This window comes from Burkholderia sp. SJZ089 (genome assembly GCF_007828315.1).
In the GTDB taxonomy this organism is placed as follows: Bacteria; Pseudomonadota; Gammaproteobacteria; order Burkholderiales; family Burkholderiaceae; genus Burkholderia; species Burkholderia gladioli.
Genome location: NZ_VIUM01000005.1, coordinates 205291 through 225600 on the forward strand (window position 1 = coordinate 205291; position 20310 = coordinate 225600).

18 protein-coding genes are annotated in these 20310 nt (G+C 70.2%); 11 read left to right on the forward strand and 7 right to left on the reverse strand.

All coding sequences use genetic code 11. From position 1 onward, the window contains the following. Positions 1-52: 52 nt before the first annotated feature. Together FB600_RS11300 and FB600_RS11305 are read right to left on the reverse strand one after the other, a co-directional pair. A complete protein-coding gene (locus tag FB600_RS11300; protein WP_227742975.1) occupies positions 53-982 on the reverse strand; it encodes a hypothetical protein in 930 nt (309 codons plus the stop codon). A 337-nt stretch (positions 983-1319) separates the two neighbouring features. Then, a complete protein-coding gene (locus FB600_RS11305) occupies positions 1320-3413 on the reverse strand; it encodes an arabinofuranosidase catalytic domain-containing protein (protein WP_096748826.1) in 2094 nt (697 codons plus the stop codon). Between the two features lie 981 nt (positions 3414-4394). Between FB600_RS11305 and FB600_RS11310 the strand changes: the two genes are divergently transcribed. From FB600_RS11310 to FB600_RS11320, 3 genes are all read left to right on the forward strand, one after another. Continuing rightward, positions 4395-5183 (forward strand): FRG domain-containing protein, encoded by a 789-nt coding sequence (locus FB600_RS11310; protein ID WP_013698133.1) that lies wholly within the window; start codon positions 4395-4397, stop codon positions 5181-5183. 12 nt (positions 5184-5195) lie between these two features. Beyond that, complete coding sequence (locus FB600_RS11315; protein WP_098153995.1) at positions 5196-6386, forward strand: NAD(P)/FAD-dependent oxidoreductase; 1191 nt, start codon at positions 5196-5198, stop codon at positions 6384-6386. Positions 6387-6586: 200 nt separating this feature from the next. Further along, entirely contained in the window at positions 6587-7654 is a 1068-nt protein-coding gene (locus tag FB600_RS11320) for a LacI family DNA-binding transcriptional regulator (RefSeq protein ID WP_096750584.1), read from the forward strand. 70 nt (positions 7655-7724) lie between these two features. Here the strand turns inward: FB600_RS11320 and FB600_RS11325 are convergent, their stop codons facing one another. Further along, complete coding sequence (locus FB600_RS11325; RefSeq protein WP_096750583.1) at positions 7725-8687, reverse strand: 2-hydroxyacid dehydrogenase; 963 nt, start codon at positions 8685-8687, stop codon at positions 7725-7727. A 209-nt stretch (positions 8688-8896) separates the two neighbouring features. Here FB600_RS11325 and FB600_RS11330 point away from each other — a divergent pair, with 209 nt between their 5' ends. From FB600_RS11330 to FB600_RS11345, 4 genes are all read left to right on the forward strand, one after another. Next, the gene (locus FB600_RS11330) at positions 8897-10300 is read left to right on the forward strand and encodes an MFS transporter (RefSeq protein ID WP_105819979.1); all 1404 of its coding nucleotides are present in this window, start codon (positions 8897-8899) and stop codon (positions 10298-10300) included. A 64-nt stretch (positions 10301-10364) separates the two neighbouring features. Continuing rightward, positions 10365-11114: an SDR family oxidoreductase gene (locus tag FB600_RS11335; protein WP_096748822.1), complete on the forward strand. Its 750-nt coding sequence runs from the start codon at positions 10365-10367 to the stop codon at positions 11112-11114. 52 nt (positions 11115-11166) lie between these two features. Next, complete coding sequence (locus FB600_RS11340) at positions 11167-11487, forward strand: antibiotic biosynthesis monooxygenase (RefSeq protein ID WP_096748821.1); 321 nt, start codon at positions 11167-11169, stop codon at positions 11485-11487. A gap of 141 nt (positions 11488-11628) precedes the next feature. Continuing rightward, positions 11629-13167, forward strand: a complete 1539-nt coding sequence (locus FB600_RS11345; RefSeq protein ID WP_060003903.1) for an MFS transporter — start codon at positions 11629-11631, stop codon at positions 13165-13167. Between the two features lie 187 nt (positions 13168-13354). Here FB600_RS11345 and FB600_RS11350 read toward each other — a convergent pair whose 3' ends face one another. Then, positions 13355-14461, reverse strand: a complete 1107-nt coding sequence (locus tag FB600_RS11350) for an asparaginase (RefSeq protein ID WP_096748819.1) — start codon at positions 14459-14461, stop codon at positions 13355-13357. Positions 14462-14650: 189 nt separating this feature from the next. On the opposite strand from FB600_RS11350, the gene FB600_RS11355 reads away from it, so the two are divergent. From FB600_RS11355 to FB600_RS11370, 4 genes are all read left to right on the forward strand, one after another. Further along, positions 14651-15670, forward strand: a complete 1020-nt coding sequence (locus FB600_RS11355) for a diacylglycerol/lipid kinase family protein (protein ID WP_145756809.1) — start codon at positions 14651-14653, stop codon at positions 15668-15670. Further along, positions 15667-16518, forward strand: coding sequence for a metallophosphoesterase family protein (locus FB600_RS11360; RefSeq protein WP_098153991.1), 852 nt, complete (start codon positions 15667-15669; stop codon positions 16516-16518). Before FB600_RS11355 ends, FB600_RS11360 begins: the two co-directional genes overlap by 4 nt. 80 nt (positions 16519-16598) lie before the next feature. Then, the gene (locus tag FB600_RS11365) at positions 16599-17285 is read left to right on the forward strand and encodes a TetR/AcrR family transcriptional regulator (protein WP_098153990.1); all 687 of its coding nucleotides are present in this window, start codon (positions 16599-16601) and stop codon (positions 17283-17285) included. A 3-nt stretch (positions 17286-17288) separates the two neighbouring features. Continuing rightward, complete coding sequence (locus FB600_RS11370; RefSeq protein ID WP_145756808.1) at positions 17289-18278, forward strand: MDR family oxidoreductase; 990 nt, start codon at positions 17289-17291, stop codon at positions 18276-18278. Here the strand turns inward: FB600_RS11370 and FB600_RS11375 are convergent. The 3 genes from FB600_RS11375 to FB600_RS11385 all read right to left on the reverse strand — a co-directional run bounded on the left by FB600_RS11375 (position 18268) and on the right by FB600_RS11385 (position 20305). Next, a complete protein-coding gene (locus FB600_RS11375) occupies positions 18268-18798 on the reverse strand; it encodes a GNAT family N-acetyltransferase (RefSeq protein WP_145756807.1) in 531 nt (176 codons plus the stop codon). The genes FB600_RS11370 and FB600_RS11375 overlap by 11 nt on opposite strands. A gap of 65 nt (positions 18799-18863) precedes the next feature. Further along, positions 18864-19787 (reverse strand): anti-sigma factor family protein, encoded by a 924-nt coding sequence (locus tag FB600_RS11380; RefSeq protein ID WP_145756806.1) that lies wholly within the window; start codon positions 19785-19787, stop codon positions 18864-18866. Further along, a complete protein-coding gene (locus FB600_RS11385; RefSeq protein WP_096748814.1) occupies positions 19784-20305 on the reverse strand; it encodes an RNA polymerase sigma factor in 522 nt (173 codons plus the stop codon). Before FB600_RS11385 ends, FB600_RS11380 begins: the two co-directional genes overlap by 4 nt. Positions 20306-20310: the final 5 nt, after the last annotated feature.

The following is a 20310-nucleotide window of genomic DNA, read 5'->3' on the forward strand; positions in this document are numbered from 1 at the left end:
GGGCGACCTGATCGGCACGCCGCGCGCCAGGCGCGCGGCGTGCCGACTCGTGTCAGGCCACGTAGTCGATACCCGTGAGCGGCCCGAGGTGGGCGATCGAGGTGAAGTGATCCTGCTCGGTGGTGTCGATGTCGAATTCGAGCACGTTGCCGCCGAGATCGGTCACGAACGCCCGGCGGCCCGCCTCGTCGAGCGACAGCCCGATGCCCTCCTTGAGCCCGTGCGCCAGCACCTCGTGGTTCACCAGCCCGTCGGGCGTGACGTGCGCGCGGTTCAGCGTGTTGCCGTCATGCGCGTCGTCGCCGCGATCGGTCCAGTACAGCACGTTCTTCTGCCTGTCGATGTCGAGGTCGATCGGCTCGGGCAGCTTGTCGAGCAGGCACACGATGTCCGGGCGCGCGTCGGGCGCCGCGCCGGCCGGCAGGTCGATGCTCGCGCGGAAGATCCGGCCTTCGCCGGCATCGGGCGCGCCCTTCTGGGTCCAGTAGAGATGGCCGTTGGGCTTGTCGAGCGCGATGCCCACGCAGTGGCGCTTCGCATCGGCGGTGTCGGCCGGGAATTCGCCCGTCTTCACCAGCACCGTGACCTCCGAGCCGTCGAGCCGCGCGCGCATCACGCGCATGCCTTCGCGGTCGCACCAGTAGATCAGGCCGCCCTCGATGTCGAGCGCGAGTTCCTTCGGCGTGCCGGCCAGGCCGGATGCCACCAGCACTCGATGGTCGCTGCCGTCGAGGTTCGCGCGCTCGATCGTGCCGTCGTTCGGCGGGACGGCGCCCGCGGCCGGGTCGGAATCGATCAGGTGCACGCCGCTGCCCATGTTGGACCAGTAGATGACGCCGTTCTCGGCGTCGACCTTGATGCCGTCGGGGGTAAAGCTCAGGTCCGTCACGATCGCCTCGTGCGAGCCGTCTGACAACAGCGCGATGATCGCCGGCGGGCGCGTTTGCAGCACATAGAGCGTGCCGTTGGTCTTTGCATCCACGATGATTTCCTCCATTGGGTCGGAACGGACTGCTGGGGCGAAAAGTCGGGAATCGCAGGCGAAACGAAAGCTGCTTGCCGCATTGCGGAATGCGCGCGGAGCCTTCGAAAAAGCGGTCGCCAGGTTCGAGTCCGTGCAGTTTAGCTGCATCGCAGCATGGCTGCATTATCGTGGGGAGGTGGGAAGCAAAGGGGCCGGCGAAGCCGGCCGGGGATGGGTGAGGATGCGCGGATCGCGCCGGCATGGCTCGGTTCGGCGACCTGCTCCGAACCGAGCCATGCCCACTTCGTCAGCGCCCGGACCGACGCGCTCGATCCGGGCGCCTTCCTCCGCTTCCTCAGCGTGCCGCGATCGACAGGCCCGGGCAGTAGTGCGTCGCCGACAGGTCGTCGTTGACGCTCTGGTTGCTGCGCGCGCCCGAGGCGTTCGAGGTGCGCGGATCGAGGAAGATGTGCGCGTTCGACGAACCCGAGGGCGCCGTGAAGCTCATGCTGACCTTCCACCAGTTGCCCACCTTGCTGGTCGACAGCGTCGAATTCCCGGTGCTCCACGAACCCGGCACGATCACGCCGTTGTTGGTGTTGAGCACGCCCGCGAATTCGGTCTGGTTGCCGTCGTCGGTCTGTACCGAGAAGGCCGGGAAGATGGTCCGGCCCGAGCTGGCCGGCAGGTAGTCCGTGAAGGTGTAGCTCTGGCCGCCCTGCACCTTGATCCACTGGTTGATCTGCGCGAACGGGCTGCCGCTGGCATTGCCGATCACCGCGGCATGGTTGGTCTGGCCGGAGATGTCGGTGCTCAGCCCGATCACCGAGCCGCCGCTGCCGGTCGACCAGGCCGAGGTATTGGCCAGCGCGAGCGGCTGCGTGAGCAGGTTGTCGGCCTGGCAGGCGGCGGCCGTGGTGTCGACGGCCGGGCCGTAAAAGCCCTGGATGCTGCCCTGGATCGCGTTGTCCGACTTGTCCGAGCTCATCTTCGTGACGATCGCGCCTTCGTAGAAGGTGATCGGCGCATCCGATTCGTCGCCGCCCTCGCCCAGCGACAGGCCGCCTTCCCAGCGGCCCAGCAGGCGATGGCCGGTGTCGTTGAAGAAGTCGACAGCCTCGGGCGGCACGCCGTCATAGACCGAGGTCAGCGTGGCTTGCGCCGAGTCGCCGCCCTTCACCGCGAAGCGGTTCGCCTGGCCTTGCGGCGAGTATTTCGCCAGCACGGTCACGAAGTCGGTGGTCAGCGGCTGCTTGGGGCCGTAGAGATAGACGCCCGCTTCCGCGTCGACGCCGGGCCAGTTCACGCCGGTGTTGTTGGCCGAATACGAGGGGCCGCCGTTCTTGTAGCCGGGGCCGTAGCCGAACACGGCCGCGTTGCCGCTGGCATAGGCGAGCCCGAACATCATGCCCTCGATCTGCCCCTTGCTGCCGTTGCCGTCCACCAGCACCGGGTCGCCCGGGATCGAGCCGCCCGAGGGCGGCACCGTGCCGTTGCCCTGGAAGCTGCCGCTGGAGTTGTCCTCCATGTTGCCGTAGGTGCCGCAGCACGACGAGGTCGCGCCGAACGGCAGGGCTGCGCCGGCCACCATGTATTCGGCGATTTCCGTGTCGCCGATCGACTGGTTCACGGTGCCGATGCGGTTGCGATACGACTGCCGCGCCTGGATGTCGAGCGCCACCGTGGTGCGCCCGCCCGGCAGCGACACCAGGCGGAGGGTCGCCGGGGCCTTGTCGCCGGCGAACGGCAGGTCGTTGCCGATGGTGATCGCCTGGTTGGTCGGCACGGGATTGTTCAGCAGGCTCGGGAAGTTGACCGAGGGACGGTGCACCTGCACCGTCAGCTTGCCGCCGCCGGGCAGCGGCAATTGCGCGAAGCCGCCGGTGACCGGCACGCTCTGGCCGGTGGCGTTGATGGTGAGCGTCTGGGCCTGGTTGTTCACCACGCTGAGGGTGGCGGCCACGTTGCCGTACTTGCCGGCCGATTGCAGCGGCGCGACCAGGTCGATCTGGTCGTAGATGGTGTCGACCACGCAGCCGCTGGCATCGCTGCCGCAGGCCCGCTTGAGCGCATCGAGGTTGGTGGTGCCGACCAGGTTCGCGGTCACGCCCGAATTGGCCGCGTAGGGAAAGATATTCGTCTCGGCGTTGCTGCTCAGGTTGAGCACGCGGAACAAGGGGCCCGTGTAGCCCTTGGTCAGCAGGCGCGTCACGCTGTGGGCCGCGGAACAGGCGGTGCCCGCCGAGGCCAGCGTATCGCAGGGCAAGGGCGTGGCCGCGGCAGCGGCCGCGCCGCCGGTGCTGGCCGACGCGCCGTTCTGCGCCTGGCTCTCGCCTTGCGAATTCTGCTTCAGGGACAGCGAGCTGCCGCCGTCCGAATCCCCATTGCAGGCGGCCAGCGCCATCGTCATCGCCGCCAGCGCGATGCTCAATTCACTCCGCTTCCACATAGCCCTATCCTCCGTCGATCCCAAATAGTAAGTTTTCCGAAGTATCTGTCACGCGATACCGTTGCAGAACCGCACAAGCCTTGCTGATGAAGCCATGCATCGATGCGGCGCCGCCCGACTCGCTGGGTGCGACGAGCCACGCGCGTCGATGACGATCCACACACGACTGCCGATCGCGGCAAGCCGGGGCCGCGATCGTCGAAGCAGAATCAAGAAGCGAAAAGAGACTGGAAAGCAGGTGGCACGAACGCGATGCCGGCCCTGCCCTTGCGCGCCGCACCGGAAAGCCCCCTCGCCGGCCGCGCGCCTGTCATGGATTGAACCGCCGCGACGCATGTTCGCGTCGCGACGATCGCTTGCCGCCTGTCGCGGCCCTTCATCTGGCTTGCCCGCCCGGCCGGCTCCGATCAGGGAACCCGTCGATCAGGCAATATTCATGAGCGATATTTGTTACTAATAATATTTCCTGCGAACCCGGATTTACGAGTCGGGACAATCCCCTAGGCTTGCCTGGAATGACCTTCGCTTGAGGCGGCGAACTCGCGGGGCGCGTTCGAGGGCAATGACAGGTCGGTCCGATTGCTTGATTGGCGCGGGAAAAACGAGGACGCCGGATATTTCGGCGCCCTCGCGTGCAGCGGCTACGATCGAGGCTGGCTCGAGCCGATCGGCATCGATGCGGCGGGCTGCGCAAGACCGAATCGCATCGACGGCGGGGCACGTTTATGACTAATAATATTAATTTCCCAAGGCTCGCTTACTGCCGAGCAACGTGCTGTTGCGGGTCGAGACAGACAGCGTGTCGGTAATCGGCATCCTGTCTTGCAGGCCCGTGAGCAAGGAATCGCGACCTTGCTCGTGGTCTTCGCCGCGAATCGCGCGGATTGCCAACCCCGGGTTGCGAAACGTCACGAGGCGCAACGATAATCGTCGGGCATGAGCGGGCGGCCCCCGCATCGATCACGCCACAGGAAGGAGAGCATGCAGACCACGGTACTGTCCGATTGGCAGCAATTCATGGCGCTGGCGACGGAACTCGACGGCTGGGCCTTTCGCGGCCAGCAGAACGCCGACTGGCGCCTCGAGAGCTCGCTGTCGCGCTACCTGCGCGACTACGTCCCCGACCGCCGGCAATGGCCTTCGCGCGAGGAGCGCGCGATCCGCGTGTTCCGGCGCAAGGCCCACAACTTCCTGCCCCACCCCGAAACGCTCGACGACGACCTGCGCTGCCTCGCCCTGATGCAGCACCACGGCGCGCCCACGCGGCTGCTCGACTTCACCAAGAGCCCTTTCGTGGCGGCCTTCTTCGCGCTGGAGCGCGCCACCGGCGACGCGGCGATCTTCGCGCTCAACACGCCGGCGCTCTGGAACAACCGGGCCGTGCCGAAGCCGCGCCCGGGCCTGTCGCGCGACGTGATCGATCCGCGCGTGGGCGACAACCTGCAGAAATACTTCCTGTCCAATACCAACGAGATCCTCTGGTCCGGCGAGCCCAGCGCGATGGACGAGCGGCTGGTGTCGCAGTCGGGCACCTTCGTGCTGCCGGGCGTGATCGACAAGCCGCTGCAGGCGATCCTCGACGGCTACGACAGCGACGAGGAACTGCTGCACAAGCTGGTGCTGCCCGGCGCGCTGCGCGTGGACGCGATGAAGTGGCTGTACCGCATGAACATCACCAATGCCTCGCTGTTCCAGGGGCTCGACGGCCTGGCCCGCTCGATCGCGCTGGAACTGGAAATCGTCTGGTCGGGTCTGACGCAGAACCTCTGAGGCGGATATCCCATGAATTCAAGCGCTCCCCGTATTGCCGTGATCGGCGCCGGCGTGATCGGCCTGTCGGTGGCACGTTCGCTGGCCCGGCTCGGCGCCCAGGTGTCGATCCTCGAGCAGTCGCGCCTGGGCTCGGGCACCAGCAGCACGACCTTCGCCTGGATCAATTCGAACGGCAAGCAACCCGAGAGCTACCACGCGCTCAACTGCGCCGGCATGGCCGAGCATGTCGCCTTGCAGGACGGCGGCGCCGGCGAGGCGCGCTGGCTGGACGTGTGCGGCACCTACGAGTGGGCGATCGACGCGGCCAGGCAGGCGCAGCTCGATGCGCGCGCAACGGCCCTGAAGGCGCTCGGTTATGCCGTCGAGAACGTGTCGCGTGCAAGCTTGCAGCAGCGCATCCCCGAACTGCGCATCGACGCGCGCAGCGGCACGATCCGGTATTTCGCCGAGGAAGCGCTGGTCTCGCCGTCGATCCTGATGGCGCGGCTGTGGGCCGAGGCGCGCAGCCACGGCGCGGTGCTGCGCGAGTCTGTCTCGGTGGTCGATATCGCCGAGACGCCGCAGGGCGTGACGCTCGACCTGTCGACGGGGGAACGCTGGCAAGGCGATTACTGCGTGCTCGCCACCGGCCGCTGGACGCCCGAGTTGATGCCGGCGCTCGGCGTGTCGCTGGCCATGCTCGATGCCAACCGGCCCGACAAGCGCGCCTGCGGTTTCCTGGCCTCGACCGATCCGCAATTCGTGCAGTTGCGCGCCAACCTGATCGGCCCGGAGCTGAACGTGCGGCCCGACGGCGGCGGCCGCCTGCTGCTGCAGGCGACCGATCTGGACGATCGCGCCGATCCCGTCCACCAGGCCGCCGTCGACGGCTACGTCGGGCGCGAGATGCTGACGCGCCTGCGCCGCCTGTTCGCCAATACCGGGCATGCGCGCATCGAGCGCCTGTCGGTCGGCCAGCGCTCGCGGCCGGCCGACGGCCTGCCCGCGGTGGGTTTCGTCACCGCGCGGCAGCGCGCCTACGTGGTCGCCACGCACAGCGGCATGACGCTCGGCCCGCTGCTGGGGCGCCTGGTGGCCGAGGAGCTGGTCCACCAGCGTCGCGACGGCCTGCTCGCCGACTATTCGCCGGCGCGGCTGATCGATCGCGATCCCAGGGATTTCTCGCCGATCGCGAGCATCCATTTTCCCGCCGAGCAATAGACGCTCGCGGGCCTTGCCGGCGCCTGCCGCCGGCAAGGACAGGGCCAGGTCCGGAACCCCCGGCCGCTGCGGCTACAATTGGCGTTTGCCGCCCGCCCGCGGGCGGCCAAGACCCGAAGGCCGCCTCCGAGACCATGAGTTCAAACAACAAGGATTTCCCGCCCGAGCCGGGCACCCTCGCGCCGGGCGCGCCTGTGCGCATGGCCGACGTCGCGCGCCTGGCCGGCGTGTCGAAGATGTCGGTGTCGCGCGTGCTGACCGGCCAGCACGTCAGCGACGCGACGCGCGAGGCCGTGATGGACGCGGTGCGCAAGACCGGCTACGTGGCCGACGCGGTGGCGGGCGCGCTGTCCTCGGGCCGCAACAACGTGATCGCGGTGATCGTGCCCTCGCTGTCGAGCTCGAACTTCGCCGACACGGTGCGCGGCATCAACGACGTGGTCGAGACGCGCAACCTGCGCCTGCTGCTGGCCAATACCGACTACATGGTGGACCGCGAGGAATCGCTGATCCGCTCGCTGCTGAGCCACCAGCCGCGCGGCATCGTGCTCACCGGCGGCCATCACACGAGCAAGGCGCGCGCCATGCTCAAGCAGGCGGGCATCCCGGTGATCGAGACCTGGGAGCTGCCGGACAAGCCGATCGATCGCGTGGTGGGCTTCTCGAACGAGGACGCGGCGGGCGCGATGGTCCGCCATCTCTACGGGCGCGGCTATCGACGGATCGGCTTCATCGGCGGCACCACGCACCTGGACCGGCGCGGCATCGCGCGGCGCAACGGCTATCTGGCGGCGGTCGAGGCAGCGGGCCACGCGCCGCGCGAAATCACGCGCGAGGTCAAGCACGACGAATCCGGCACCGACATGGCGCACGGCAAGGCGATGGAAAACGCCAGCGCCGCGCTGAGCCGGCTGCTGGCCGAATGGCCCGATACCGACGCGGTGATGTGCACCAGCGACATCCACGCCTTCGGCGTGATCATGGCCTGCCACCGGCTCGGGCTGAAGGTGCCGGACGACATCGCGGTGGCCGGCTTCGGCGACTTCGAGGTGGCGCGCCATTGTTATCCGACCATCACCACCGTCTCGGTCGACGCCTACGGGATCGGCCATTCCACCGGCCTGTCGATGCTGGCCGCGATCGACGGCTCGGAGCGGCCCAACGCCTCGCGCCGCGAGATCGCCTCGGCGCGCGCCGAGCGCACGCTGCACGAGGCGCCGCCGCTGATCCGGATTCCTTACGAGATCGTGGCGCGCGAAAGCGCTTGATGCCCAAGCGCAGATAAAAAACCGACGCGCCGTGTCGGTTTTTTTGTGCCGCGAAATCGCGCTCTCGCGCTCAGCTCGCCCGGCGCAGATGTGCGGTGAACTCGGTGACCAACGGCTGGCCGGCCAGGTAGGCCTCCAGGTTGGCGCGCAGCAGCTGGGCCATCGCCGCGCGCGTCTCGATCGTGGCGCTGGCGCGATGCGGCTGCAGCACCACGTTGGGCAGCGCCAGCAGGCGCCGGTCGATCGCCGGCTCGTTCCAGAACACGTCGAGCGCGGCGCCGCGCAGCCGGCCGTCGGCGAGGTAGTCGATCAGCACCGGCTCGTCGATGATGCTGCCGCGCGCGATATTGATCAGGAATCCGTTCGGCCCCAGCGCGTCGAACACCTCGCGGCCGATCGCGCCGCGCGGGATCTGGTCGGCCGCCGCGCACACCATCAGGTAGTCGGAATCGGCCGCCAGCGCCGCCGCGCTGTCGTGATAGGCATAGGGCACGTCGTCGAAGCGGAAGCGGTCGTGATAGCCGATGCGCATCTCGAAGGCCGCCGCGCGCCGCGCCACCGCGCGCCCCACCCGGCCCAGGCCGATGATGCCGAGCCGCTTGCCGTACATCCGCGAGGTCAGCGCGAAATGCTCGCGCCCCCACTCGCCGGCCCGCACCCGCGCATCGTTGCGGGATATCTCACGCGCCACCGACAGCATCAGCGCCAGGCCCATGTCGGCCACGTCCTCGGTCAGCACGTCGGGCGTATTCGTCACACGGATGCCCTTGGCCGCGGCATGCGCCAGATCGATCGCGTCGACCCCCACGCCGTACGAGATGATGATCTCCAGCCTCGGCAGCGCGTCGATCAGGGCCGCGTCGGCGCCCGACTCGCCATTGGTGGCCAGCACCCTCACGCGCGGCGCCAGCTCGGCCAGCAGCGCCGCGCGATCCGGCGCCTCGGCCAGCACATGCAGCGTGTAGCGCTCGGCCAGCACGATCATGTCGGCCTCGGGATATCGGGTAACAACCAATAACGCTTCCTTGGACATCCGCATCTCCTTCATGTTAGATTTTGCACCACTTGGTTACCGATAACCAAGTGTAGCCGAAGCCACTCGTTCCAGGCCACAGGGTTTTGCCGGACCGATGCGATAAGGTCTGTCGCCACGCAGTGGACGGACCGGTTTCGGCACTACCGGACGCGCGCCGCGGGATCGGCGGGCGACGACAAGAAAGCCGGAACATGGAGACAGCAGAGATGACGATCAACCGCGACGCGATCACGCCCGTGACGCCGTCCCCGGCCACCGCCACGCGGCCGGATTCCCCCGATGCGACCGGCACGGGGCCGGTTTCCGCGCGCCAGTTGCGCCGCGCGATCCTGACCAGCGCGGTGGGCAGCGCGCTCGAGTATTACGATTTCGCGATCTTCGGCCTGGCCACCGCGCTGATCTTCAGCCGCGTGTTCTTCTCCTCGTTCGACGCGCATGCGGGCCTCCTGGCCAGCTTCGCGACCTACGGCGTGGGCTTCCTGGCGCGCCCGCTGGGCGGCCTGTTCTTCGGCTCGCTGGGCGATCGCAAGGGCCGCAAGTTCGTACTGCTGATGACGATCGCGATCATGGGCGTGTCCACCACCCTGGTGGGCCTGCTGCCGGCCGGCCCGCTGGGCGCGGTGGGCCTGATCGTGCTGCGGCTGATCCAGGGTTTCGGCGCCGGCGCCGAGCAGGCCGGCGCCTCGACCCTGATGGCCGAGGTCGCGCCGCTGCCGCGCCGCGGCTACTTCGCGGCCCTGCCCTTCGTCGGCATCTTCGCCGGCTTCGGCATCGCCACCGCCACCTTCAGCCTGCTGCAGCACCTGATGGACAACGCCACCCTCCTCGCCTGGGGCTGGCGCCTGCCGTTCCTGGCCAGCGTGATCCTGATCGCCGTGGCGGTATGGATCCGCCTGCGGCTGCGCGAGAGCCCGGCCTTCGCCGCGCTGGAGAGCGGCCACCAGGTGGCGCGCTCGCCGATGCGCGCGGTGCTCCGGCAAGCCCGGCGCCCGGTCGCGGCGGCGGTGCTGATGCGCCTGGCTGAACAAGGCGGCTCGACCATCTACACCACCATCGTGATCGCCTTCCTGGGCGGCACGGTGGCCACCCGCCTGGGCCTGCCGGCCGCGCAACTGGCGCGCATCGGCACCTCCTGCGCGATGATCGCCACGCTCGCCAGCGTAATCACCACGCCGCTGTTCGGCGCGCTGTCGGACCGCTTCGGACGCAAGACCATCTATCGGGCCGGCGCGATCTTCATGCTGCTGTGGTCGGTGCCCGCGTGGTGGATGGTCAGCACCGGCGAGCCGGTGTGGGTGGCCGTCGCGATGTTCGGCGGCCTGGCGATCGGCGCCAACAGCATGCTCGGCGCGCAATGCGCGCACTTCGCCGAGCTGTTCGGCAACCGCTACCGTTATTCCGGCGTGGCGCTGTCGCGCGAGATCGGCGCGGTGCTCTCGGGCGGTCTCGCGCCGATCCTCGGCATCTACCTGATCGGTCTGGCGGGCGGCGCGTTCTGGGTGATGGGCCTCTACACCGCCGTGCTGTCGGCGCTGACCCTGGTGGGCGTGGCGATGTCGACCGAAACGCGCGGGCGCGACCTGACCGACCTCGACGACGCGATCCATTGAACGCATTCCGGCCGACCCGCCCTCGCGCGCGGCCCGGCCGCCAACCTCAAGCAAGGAGTCACGGATGAATTCCAAGGTAGCCCTGGTCACCGGCGCCAGCTCGGGCATCGGCCGCAGCGTCGCGCTCGGCCTGCTGCAGGCCGGATATCGCGTCGCGCTGGCCGCGCGCAAGCTCGACGCGCTCGAGCAGGTGGCGGCCGAATCGGGTGCCGGCGAGCGCGCGCTGCCGATCAGTTGCGACGTGGGCGACGAGGCCGCCGTGCAGCGCCTGTTCGACGCCATCGAATCGCACTGGGGGCGCCTGGACCTGCTGTTCAACAACGCCGGCGTGTTCACCCCGCAATGCTCGCTGGAGGACCTGGCGGTGGCACAGTGGAAGCAGGCGGTCGACATCAACCTGACGGGCGCCTTCCTGTGCCTGCAGGGCGCGTTCCGCCTGATGAAGCGGCAGCAGCCGCAGGGCGGGCGCATCATCAACAACGGCTCGATCTCGGCGCACGCGCCGCGCCCGCAGGCGGTCGCCTACACGGCCACCAAGCACGCCATCACGGGGCTCACCAAGGCCGCCTCGCTGGACGGGCGAGCCTACGGGATCGCCTGCGGGCAGATCGACATCGGCAACGTGGTCAGCGACATGAGCGAGCTGATGGCGCAGGGCACGCTGCAGGCCGACGGCTCGATGAAGGTGGAACCGCGCATGAGCATGGACAACGTGGTGCGCGCGGTGCTCTACATGGACAGCCTGCCGCTCGACGCGAACGTGCTGTCGATGACGGTGATGGCCAGCCACATGCCCTTCGTGGGACGCGGCTGATGCGGCGGCCTTCGCCCCCCACCGCCGCCGCCCGCCGACAGGAGCCGCCATCATGCTGACGCGCTGCGCGTATTTCAGCGGCCGCATCAAGCCCGGCTGCGAGGCCCGCTTCTACGACCATGTCGAGAACCGGCTGGTGCCGCTCTGGACGCGCTTTCCCGGCGCGCACGACGTGCGCGTGCTGCGCCAGCAGCACAGCGACGTGGGCGAGCCGGCCTTCCCGCTGGTGATCACGATGCGTTTCGAGGACCAGGCCGCGATCGACGCGGCGCTGGCCTCGCCCGCGCGGCGGGAGAGCCAGGTCGAGTCGCGCGCGCTGATCGGCATGTTCGACGGCGTGGTGTTCCATACGGTGTTCGAGGAAACCATCTGAGACGGCGCTTTGCGGGCCCCGCCCGCAAAGCGGTTGCGCTGCGCGCGGGGCCTCGCTATCGTGACAGGCTTTGCCGCCGCGCCCGCCCCCGCCGTGAACGATTCCTCGTCCTCCCTTCCCTTCCGAGACGCGCTGCTGGCGATGCTCGGCATCGGCCTGGTCAACATGCTGGTCGCGCTCGACCAGACCGTGGTCAGCACCGCACTGCCCTCGATCGTCGCCGACCTGCACGGCTTCGAGTACTACGCCTGGATCGCCAGCGCCTACCTGCTGGCCTCGGTGGTGACGGTGCCGATCTTCGGGCGGCTGGGCGACTATTTCGGGCGCAAGCGCTTCGTGGTGGCGGCGGTGATCGTCTTCACGCTGGCCTCGGTGCTGTGCGCGGCGTCCACCGACATGCGCATGCTGGCGGTGGCACGCGCTCTGCAGGGGGTGGGCGGCGGCATGATGGTGGGCACCGCCTTCGCCTCGATCCCCGACCTGTTCCCCGATCCGCGCGAACGCGTGCGCTGGCAGGTGGTGATGGCGGCCACCTACGGCATCGGTACGGCCGCCGGCCCCTCGCTGGGCGGCTGGCTGAGCCAGCACTGGGGCTGGCGCTCGACCTTCCTGATCAACCTGCCGGTGGGGGCGCTGGCGCTCTACTATATCTGGCGGCACCTGCCGCATTTCGTGCGCCCGCGCGAGGGCAAGGTGCGCATCGACTACGCCGGCGCGCTGTTCGTCGGCCTGATGCTGGGCTGCCTGCAGTTCCTGATCGAGGCGCTGCCGGCGCGCGGCATCGGCACCGGCACGCTGACGCTGGCCGCGGTGGTGGCAGCCGCCTTCGTGGCCTTCCTGGCCTGCGAGCGGCGCGCCACCCACCCGATCGTGCCGCTCGACCTGTTCCGCGACGCGCAACTGGTCACGCTGTTCCTGCTCTCCACGCTGGCCGGCTTCGTGATGTTCTCGCTGATCTTCTTCGCGCCGCTGCTGCTGCAGGGCGGCTTCGGCCTCGAGCCCGAGGCGGCCGGCCTGCTGGCCACGCCGATCGCTGCCTGCATCGCCCTGGGCAGCCTGATCAACATTCGCATCGTGACGCGCCTGAAGCGGCCCACCCTGATCCTCTCGGTCGGCTTCGGCCTGCTGGCGGCCGCCTCGGCCTCGCTGTCGCTGACCGGGCCCGGCACCTCGCACTGGATCCTGGAAGTGGCGATGGCGGCGGTCGGCATCGGCCTGGGCTTCATCCTCAACAACCTCAACATCTTCGCGCAGGAGATCGCCGGGCGCGAACGCTTCGGTATCACCACCGCGCTGCTGCAGTCGACGCGCATGGTGGGCGGCATGCTCGGCACCAGCGTGCTGGCCACCATCGTCCAGCATCACTACGCGGGCGGCGTGGCCGAGTCGATCAGCGTGCTGGGCGCGAGCGTCTCGGCGCAATGGCTGCCTCAACTGGCCGACCCGCGCGTGCTGGTCGATCCCGGCGTGGCCGGGACGCTGCTGGGCCGCCTGCACGCGGCCGGGCTGGACGGCGCCGCGCTGCTGGAGGCGGCGCGCCGGGTGATGGTGCAGTCGATCCACATCGGCATCGCCCTGGCCGGCTGCGCGGCCGTGGCCGCCGCCTGGCTGGTGCGCCGCATCGCCCATATCCGCTTCAGCAAGCCGCCCTCGGCGGCCAGCAGCGCGAGCGCGGAATAAGGCGGCTCGCGCCGCCTGCTCGGGCTGCGCGGCGAGCTTCTGGGTGCACCGCGGGGCGGGCCCGGCGGGCATCGATGCGGGCCGCGTGACGCGCCTCGATGTCCGTCGACACGCTCGGCGCGGCCGGTTCGAACGGGACCCGGCAGCGCCGAATTCGATAGCCGATGCCGTCTCGAGCCGCGGCGCCTCAAGGCGCGGCCTGCGCCGCCAGCTCGAACGGAAACTCGGCGTGGCCGAATTCGATGCCGCGCGTGTTGCGCATCGGCGGGCGATGGAAGGCGGCCAGTTGCGCGCGTTGCGCCGGCGTGCCGATGTCCAGGCGCGCCAGCACCTCGCAGACCACCATCGCCAGCACCCCGACATGGCCGTCCTCGATCTTGACGGCCAGCCCGATCGCGCCGGAAGCGCCGAGCCGACGGGTATCCTCGCCGGCGCGGATGCCGACGCCGTAGCAGGCATCGGCGCCGAGCTTGCCGACCAGCCGCCCCTCGAAGGCCGTCATCAGGCGCGTGCAGAAGCGCCCTTCCCCCGCCACCAATTCGGGATGACTCGTCATCGCGTGATAGAGGCGCGCCAACGCGGCCACGCGCGGCGTGCACGCGGCCCCGGCGGCGCTCGCGGCATCGAGCCGGTCGGCCGCGTCGGCCAGCTTCATGTACAGACGCGCCAGCCGGTCCAGCGGGAACGCCGGCGTCGGCAGGTTGCAGCCGTCGATGCCCCATTCGACCGCCGCGTCGGGCAGGTCGCAAACCTCGGCCATCACTTGCTTGACGCGTTGCTGGATCGGATGCGCCTCGAGGTGGTAATCGGCCAGCGCCGCGCCGATCGCCCTCGCGCCGGCCAACATCCCGGCGTGCTTGCCCGAGCAGTTGCTGCACACCGCGCTCGGCTCGATGCCGCGGCGGATCCAGTCGCGCCAGACCGCATCCGACAAGGGCGCATGCGGCCCGCAGCGCAGATCGTCCTCGCTCGCGCCGAGCCTGGCCAGCATCGCCCGCGCCCGCTCGACATGGCGCGCCTCGCTGCTGTGCGAGGCGCACATCAGGGCGAGATCGGCCGAATCGAAACCGAAGCGCTCGAGCGCACCGGTCTCGACCACCGCCAGCGCCTGCGCCGGCTTGGCGGCCGAGCGCGCCAGCGTGAAGCGCGAGGCGTCGCCGAAGCCGGCCAGCAAGCGCCCCGTCTCGTCGACCACCGCGATATGCGCGCGATGCGCGTTCTCCAGCGAAGGGCCGCGCCAGGTGGTGACGGCCACCGCGTCGCGGCTGGCCTGGATCGTGTCTTGCGTCGTCATGCTGCGCGTCTCCTCCGCGGGTGTTCGTGGTGGTGGCTGCCGGCGTTCGGCGAGCGTAATCGCGCAGTGTAGCCAGCCGAAATCGACAGGGACAGAGCCCGCTGGAGAAACCTCCGGGCCATTCCGATCTGCGCGCGCCGGTCGGACTGAAATAGAATCGTAAGCCTCCCCATCCACGAGGGCCGCCCGATGAGCTCGCCATCCGCCGCGCAATCCGCGCAATCCGCGCCTGCCGGCGCCGCACCCGAACCCGCTCCCGCGCCCGCGCCCGACGCGCCCTGCATCTTCGTGGTGAACGCCGGCTCGGGCCGCCGGCGCGAACTCGACACCCTGGCCGCCCAGCTCGACGCCGCGTTTTCCCGCGCGGGCCGCCATTACGAACTGGTGACCGTCACCGAACCGTCACGGCTGGAAGCCAGCGTGGCGCAGGCCGCCGAGCGCGCTCGCCACGGCGTGCTGGTCGGCGTGGGCGGCGACGGCACGCTGCGCACCGTGGCGCGCGCCGCCTACGACGCCGGCTGCGTGTTCGGCGTGCTGCCACGCGGCACCTTCAACTACTTCAGCCGCGACCACGGCATCCCCGCCGACACCGAGCAGGCCATCGAACTGCTGCTGAGCGCGCGCGTGCATCCGGTGCAGGTCGGCTTCGTCAACGACGCGCTGTTCCTGGTCAATGCCAGCCTGGGGCTCTACCCGCGCCTGCTCGAGCAGCGCGAGGCCTACAAGCAACAGTTCGGCCGCAGCCGGCTGGTCGCGCTCGGCTCGGCGATCGCCACCCTGCTGCGCCCGCATCGGCTGCTGCACCTGCATGTCGAGCACGAGGGCACCACCCGCGAGCTGCGCACCACCACGCTGTTCGTCGCCAACAACCGGCTGCAACTGGAACAGGTGGGCGCGGCCGAGGCGCCGCTGCTCGCGCAGGGCATGCTGGTGGCGATGGCGCCGCTCGCGCATGGCCGGCTCGCCCAGGTCCTGCTGTCGCTGCGCGGCGCGTTCAGCCGGATGCGCGACGCCGACGACGTGATCGGCTTCGGCTTCGAGCGCTTCACGCTCACGCGCCGCTCGGCCCGGCGCCGGCCACGCCCGGTGAAGGTCGCCACCGACGGCGAGATCCTGCGGCTGCAATTGCCGCTGGTGTTCCGCGTCGGCGAGCGCCCCTTGCGGCTGCTCAAGCCCGAGGCCGAGCAGGCCGAGCGCAATCGCCAATGAGCCGGCTGCTGCAGATTTCCGATCCGCATTTCGGCGACGAACGACAGGAAGCCGTCGATGCGCTGGTGCGCCTGATCGAACAGACGCGGCCCGAGCTGGTGGTGATCTCGGGCGATCTCACGCAGCGCGCGCGACGGCGTCAGTTCGAGGCGGCCCGCGCCTTCGTGGCGCGGCTCGGCGCGCAGCCGGTGCTCGCGATCCCCGGCAATCACGACCTGCCGCTGTTCGACCTGATCGCGCGCTGGCGGCAGCCTTACGCGAACTACCGGCGCGCCTTCGGCGAGGAACTCGAGCCCGTGTTCGACACGCCGGCGCTGCTGGCGATCGGCGTGAACACCACGCGGCCGGCGCGCCACACGGCGGGCGAGATCTCGGCCGAACAGGTGGCGCGCGTGGCGCGACGGCTCGCGCTGGCGAGCCCCGCGCAACTGCGCGTGGTGGTGGTGCACCAGCCGATCGTCGCGATCGGGCCCGCGAACCGGCACGACCGGCTGCATGGCGGCGAGGTCGCCCTGCGCAGTTGGGCGGCGGCCGGCGCGGACCTGGTGCTGGGCGGGCACACGCATCGCGCCGGCGCCTGGCGGGTCACGCCGCGCGACGACGAAGCGGGCCGCGACGGCGCCGTCGAGCGGCCGGTGTTCATGGTCCAGGGCGGCACGGCCGTGTCGCGCCGCCTGCGCGCCGGCACGCCGAATTCGGTCAACCTGATCGACTACGCGGGCGACTCCCTCGGCCCGCGCCGCGCCGCCGTCACGCGCTGCGACTACGACGACGAAAGCCGGTGTTTCATCGCGCAAGCCGCGCAGCATCTCGATCTCGCCCCCGCCACGCCCTTCCTGTTGGCCTGAAACGCCCCGATCCGCGCTCGTCGGGGGCGCCTTCGGATTTCCCTTTAAATTTTATAGACGATCGGTCTAAAATCCGCCGCATGTCCTCGATCTCCGCCAGGCCGCGCCGCGGCCGTCCCCCGAAGAACCCCGCCGCGCATGCCGACACGCGCGGCGTGCTGCTGCGCGCCGGCATGGAATTGCTGACCGAGCAGGGTTTCGCCGCCACCGGCCTGGACGCCGTGCTCAAGCGCGTCGGCATCCCGAAGGGCTCCTTCTATCACTACTTCGAGAGCAAGGACGCCTTCGGCCGCGAGCTGATGGACGCCTACGACCGCTACTTCATCGCCAAGCTCGATCGCTGGCTGCTCGACGACAGCCAGCCCGCGCTGGCGCGGCTTGCCGCCTTCGTCGAGGACGCCAAGGCCGGCATGGCGCGCCACGATTTCACGCGCGGCTGCCTGGTCGGCAATCTCGGCCTGGAGGCGGGCGCGCTGCCCGAAGGCTTCCGAGAGCGGCTCGCGGCGATCTTCACGGGCTGGCAGGCGCGCGTCGCGAATTGCCTGCGCGCGGCCCGGCAGGAACGGACGCTCGCGGCCGATGCCGATCTCGAGCGCCTGGCGGCCTTCTTCTGGATCGGCTGGGAAGGCGCGGTGCTGCGCGCCCGGCTGCTGCGCGACGGCGCGCCGCTCGACACCTTCTTCGACGGCTTCCTCGCCGGCCTGCCTCGCGCGCGGCCGGCGACGGGCCGTACCCGTCCGCCCGCGGACCGACTTCCCCCGGAGTGATGCATGACGTTCCACTGCCTCCTGATCGACCAGGACGAAAGCGGCAAGAGCCGCACGCGCCTCGACACGCTCGACGACAGCCGCCTGCCCGAAGGCAACGTGCTGGTCGAGGTCGAATACAGCACGCTGAACTACAAGGACGGCCTCGCGATCACGGGCAGGAGCCCCGTGGTGCGGCGCTTCCCGATGGTGCCGGGCATCGATTTCGCCGGCACCGTGGCGCAAAGCTCGCATCCCGCCTATCGCGCCGGCGACGCGGTGCTGCTGAACGGCTGGGGCGTGGGCGAGCAGCATTGGGGCGGCCTCGCGCAGCGCGCGCGCGTGAACGGCGACTGGCTGATCCCGATGCCCGCGGGGCTCACGGCGCGGCAGGCGATGGCCGCCGGCACCGCCGGCTACACGGCGATGCTGTGCATCCTGGCGCTGGAGCGGCACGGGATCGCCCCGTCGCGCGGCGAGATGCTGGTGACGGGCGCGAGCGGCGGCGTGGGCAGTTTCGCGATCGCGCTGCTGGCGCGGCGCGGTTATCGCGTGGTCGCCTCGACCGGCAAGACCGGGGAAGCCGATTACCTGCGCGCGCTCGGCGCGGCCGAGGTGATCGATCGCGCGACGCTGTCCGAGCCCGGCAAGCCGCTGCAGAAGGAACGCTGGGCCGCGGCGGTGGATTCGGTGGGCGGCGTGACGCTGGCCAATGTCTGCGCCTCGCTGCGCGCCGACGGCGCGGTGGCCGCCTGCGGGTTGGCGCAGGACATGGCGCTGCCGGCCACGGTCGCGCCCTTCATCCTGCGCGGCGTGAGCCTGCTGGGCATCAACAGCGTGACGCGGCCGAAGGCCGAGCGCGAGGCCGCCTGGCGCGCGCTGGCCGATACGCTCGATCTCGCCCAGCTCGACACCATCACGCGCGAGATCGGCCTGGCCGAAGCCATCGAGGCCGGCGCGGCGCTGCTGGCCGGCAAGGTGCGCGGCCGGCTGGTGGTCGACGTCAATCGTTGAGGGGGGTGCCGGCGAGCGGGCCGGCAGCAAGGGGAGCGGCGGGCGCGGCGGCAACGGCAAGACGCATGCGCGCATTGCGCAGGCTCACGCCGCGCACGCTGACGCATTGCTCCCGCTCCACCGCGAAGCCGAAGCGTTCGAAGAAGGCCCGCGCGCGCAGGCTGACGTCGGCGACGACGCAGTCGATGCCCTGCTCGCGCGCGATGCCGAGCAGGTGCCGCATCAGCGCGGCGCCGATGCCCTGACGGGCCGCGTCGGCCGCCACGTAGAAATGATCGAGATAACCGCTGGGCTGCAGGTCGGCATAGGCCACCAGCCGGGCCTCGATCTCGACCGCCCAGGGCTGGTTCGCGCCGACCCGCCGGCGCCAGGCTTCACACCAGGCCGCGTCGGCCGCGAGCGGCGCCCAGGCGTCGATCTGCGCCGGCGTGTAGTCGCGCGAGGCCAGGCCGCGCACCGACGACTGGAAGATCGCCAGCAGCGCGGGCGCCTCGCCCGGCGCGGCGCGACGGATCCGCATCGCGCCCGCCCTGGACCCGCGCCGCTCGTTGCTTTCCTCCGCCCCGCGCGTGCCGTCCATCCTGCTCACTTGGCCGGCTGCGGCCCGCCATTGGCCGTCAACTGCTCATAGACCTCGTGCGACAGGTCGAGCAGCGCCTGGCGGTCCATCCCGCCCGAGACGGCATAGCCGAAGCGGCCGTCGATCCAGTAGAACACGTTGACCGGGCCGCTCTGGTAGAGCTTGAAGGCCGTCACGTCCGAGCTCAGCTTGCGGTGCGAGATGTTCAGCGTGATCCGCTCGCCCAGCGCGTTGTGATACATGAACTGCGCGATCGGACCGTCGTCGCCGGGCAGCAGGCGCCCGCCCATCAGCTCGTAGCCGGCGCGAGTCAGCACCGGCGGGCGCACGTCGGTGCCGAGCCGGCTCGACAACCACTGCACCAGTTCCTGCTCGCGATCGGCGCCCACCTCCACCGGCCGCGTGATCATCGGCGCATAGGTGACATAGGCGATCGCCGATTGCCGCGCCAGCGCCTCGCCGCTGTAGGAAGCGTGAATGATCGAGCCGCCGCCCTCGCCGCCCAGCACGCCGCGCCCGACCGGGCTCAGCACCCCGCCCGCGCCGATCCCGATGCCGAGCACCAGCGCCGCGGCCAGGCCGGCGAAACGCTTCCAGTTGGCGGCGGGACGCGCCGCGCCCGGCACCGCCGAAACGGCCGGCGCGGCGGCAACGCCCGCACCGGGCGCCGGGCCGCCCGCCTCGCCCTGCCGCGCCTCGGGCGCGAAATCCTCGGGCGGCAGCAGTCGTGCCGGCAGCGGCTCGTCGAGCACGCGGTCGTAGCGCTCGTGCAGCAGGGTGTTGATCGAGAAGTAGTCGCCGATGCGATCGGCGAGCGCGTGATCGGTCTCGAGCAGGCGCTCGATATGGGCGCGGCGCGCCTCGTCGAGCGTGCCGTCCACGTAGGCATGCAGTTCCGATTCGGTGATCGGCGTGGCTTGGTCGTTCATCGCACCACCTTCAGGTTTGCGCTGGGTTGGGTTCCGGACATCAGCGCGCGCAGGCGCTCGCGGCCGCGCGAGAGCCGCGACATCACGGTGCCGACGGGAATGCCGAGCGCCAGCGCCACCTCGGCATAGCTGAGCTCCTCGAGCCCGACCAGCAGCACCACCTGGCGCTGGTCCAGCGGCAGGCGCTGCAGCGCGTAGTCGAGGTCGCGCACCTCCAGCGAGCGCGTGGCGCCGCTCGACACGGCCAGCGCGGCCTCGGGCAGCGCCTCGTCGTCGTCCATCGACACATGCTCGGCACGCGCGCCGGGCCGCCGGGCCTGGTTCGCGAACACGTTGTGCATGATCGTGAAGAGCCAGGCGCGCAGGTCGGTGCCGGCCTGGAACTGCTCGGTGTGGCGCAGCGCGCGCTCGAGCGTGTCCTGCACCAGGTCGTCGGCGAGTTCCCGGTTGTGGATCAGCGCGCGCGCATAGCGGCGCAGGCGCGGGACATGGTCGATCAGTTCGTCTCGGATGGTCATGGCTG

Excerpts from the sequence above, each read along its gene's own strand:
- FB600_RS11305 (WP_096748826.1), bottom strand. The coding sequence starts at position 3,413 with ATGTGGAAGCGGAGTGAATTGAGCATCGCGCTGGCGGCGATGACGATG.
- FB600_RS11310 (WP_013698133.1), top strand. The coding sequence starts at position 4,395 with ATGCAGACCACGGTACTGTCCGATTGGCAGCAATTCATGGCGCTGGCG.
- FB600_RS11315 (WP_098153995.1), top strand. The coding sequence starts at position 5,196 with ATGAATTCAAGCGCTCCCCGTATTGCCGTGATCGGCGCCGGCGTGATC.
- FB600_RS11320 (WP_096750584.1), top strand. The coding sequence starts at position 6,587 with ATGGCCGACGTCGCGCGCCTGGCCGGCGTGTCGAAGATGTCGGTGTCG.
- FB600_RS11325 (WP_096750583.1), bottom strand. The coding sequence starts at position 8,687 with ATGTCCAAGGAAGCGTTATTGGTTGTTACCCGATATCCCGAGGCCGAC.
- FB600_RS11330 (WP_105819979.1), top strand. The coding sequence starts at position 8,897 with ATGACGATCAACCGCGACGCGATCACGCCCGTGACGCCGTCCCCGGCC.
- FB600_RS11335 (WP_096748822.1), top strand. The coding sequence starts at position 10,365 with ATGAATTCCAAGGTAGCCCTGGTCACCGGCGCCAGCTCGGGCATCGGC.
- FB600_RS11340 (WP_096748821.1), top strand. The coding sequence starts at position 11,167 with ATGCTGACGCGCTGCGCGTATTTCAGCGGCCGCATCAAGCCCGGCTGC.
- FB600_RS11345 (WP_060003903.1), top strand. The coding sequence starts at position 11,629 with ATGCTCGGCATCGGCCTGGTCAACATGCTGGTCGCGCTCGACCAGACC.
- FB600_RS11350 (WP_096748819.1), bottom strand. The coding sequence starts at position 14,461 with ATGACGACGCAAGACACGATCCAGGCCAGCCGCGACGCGGTGGCCGTC.
- FB600_RS11355 (WP_145756809.1), top strand. The coding sequence starts at position 14,651 with ATGAGCTCGCCATCCGCCGCGCAATCCGCGCAATCCGCGCCTGCCGGC.
- FB600_RS11360 (WP_098153991.1), top strand. The coding sequence starts at position 15,667 with ATGAGCCGGCTGCTGCAGATTTCCGATCCGCATTTCGGCGACGAACGA.
- FB600_RS11365 (WP_098153990.1), top strand. The coding sequence starts at position 16,599 with ATGTCCTCGATCTCCGCCAGGCCGCGCCGCGGCCGTCCCCCGAAGAAC.
- FB600_RS11370 (WP_145756808.1), top strand. The coding sequence starts at position 17,289 with ATGACGTTCCACTGCCTCCTGATCGACCAGGACGAAAGCGGCAAGAGC.
- FB600_RS11375 (WP_145756807.1), bottom strand. The coding sequence starts at position 18,798 with ATGCGGATCCGTCGCGCCGCGCCGGGCGAGGCGCCCGCGCTGCTGGCG.
- FB600_RS11380 (WP_145756806.1), bottom strand. The coding sequence starts at position 19,787 with ATGAACGACCAAGCCACGCCGATCACCGAATCGGAACTGCATGCCTAC.
- FB600_RS11385 (WP_096748814.1), bottom strand. The coding sequence starts at position 20,305 with ATGACCATCCGAGACGAACTGATCGACCATGTCCCGCGCCTGCGCCGC.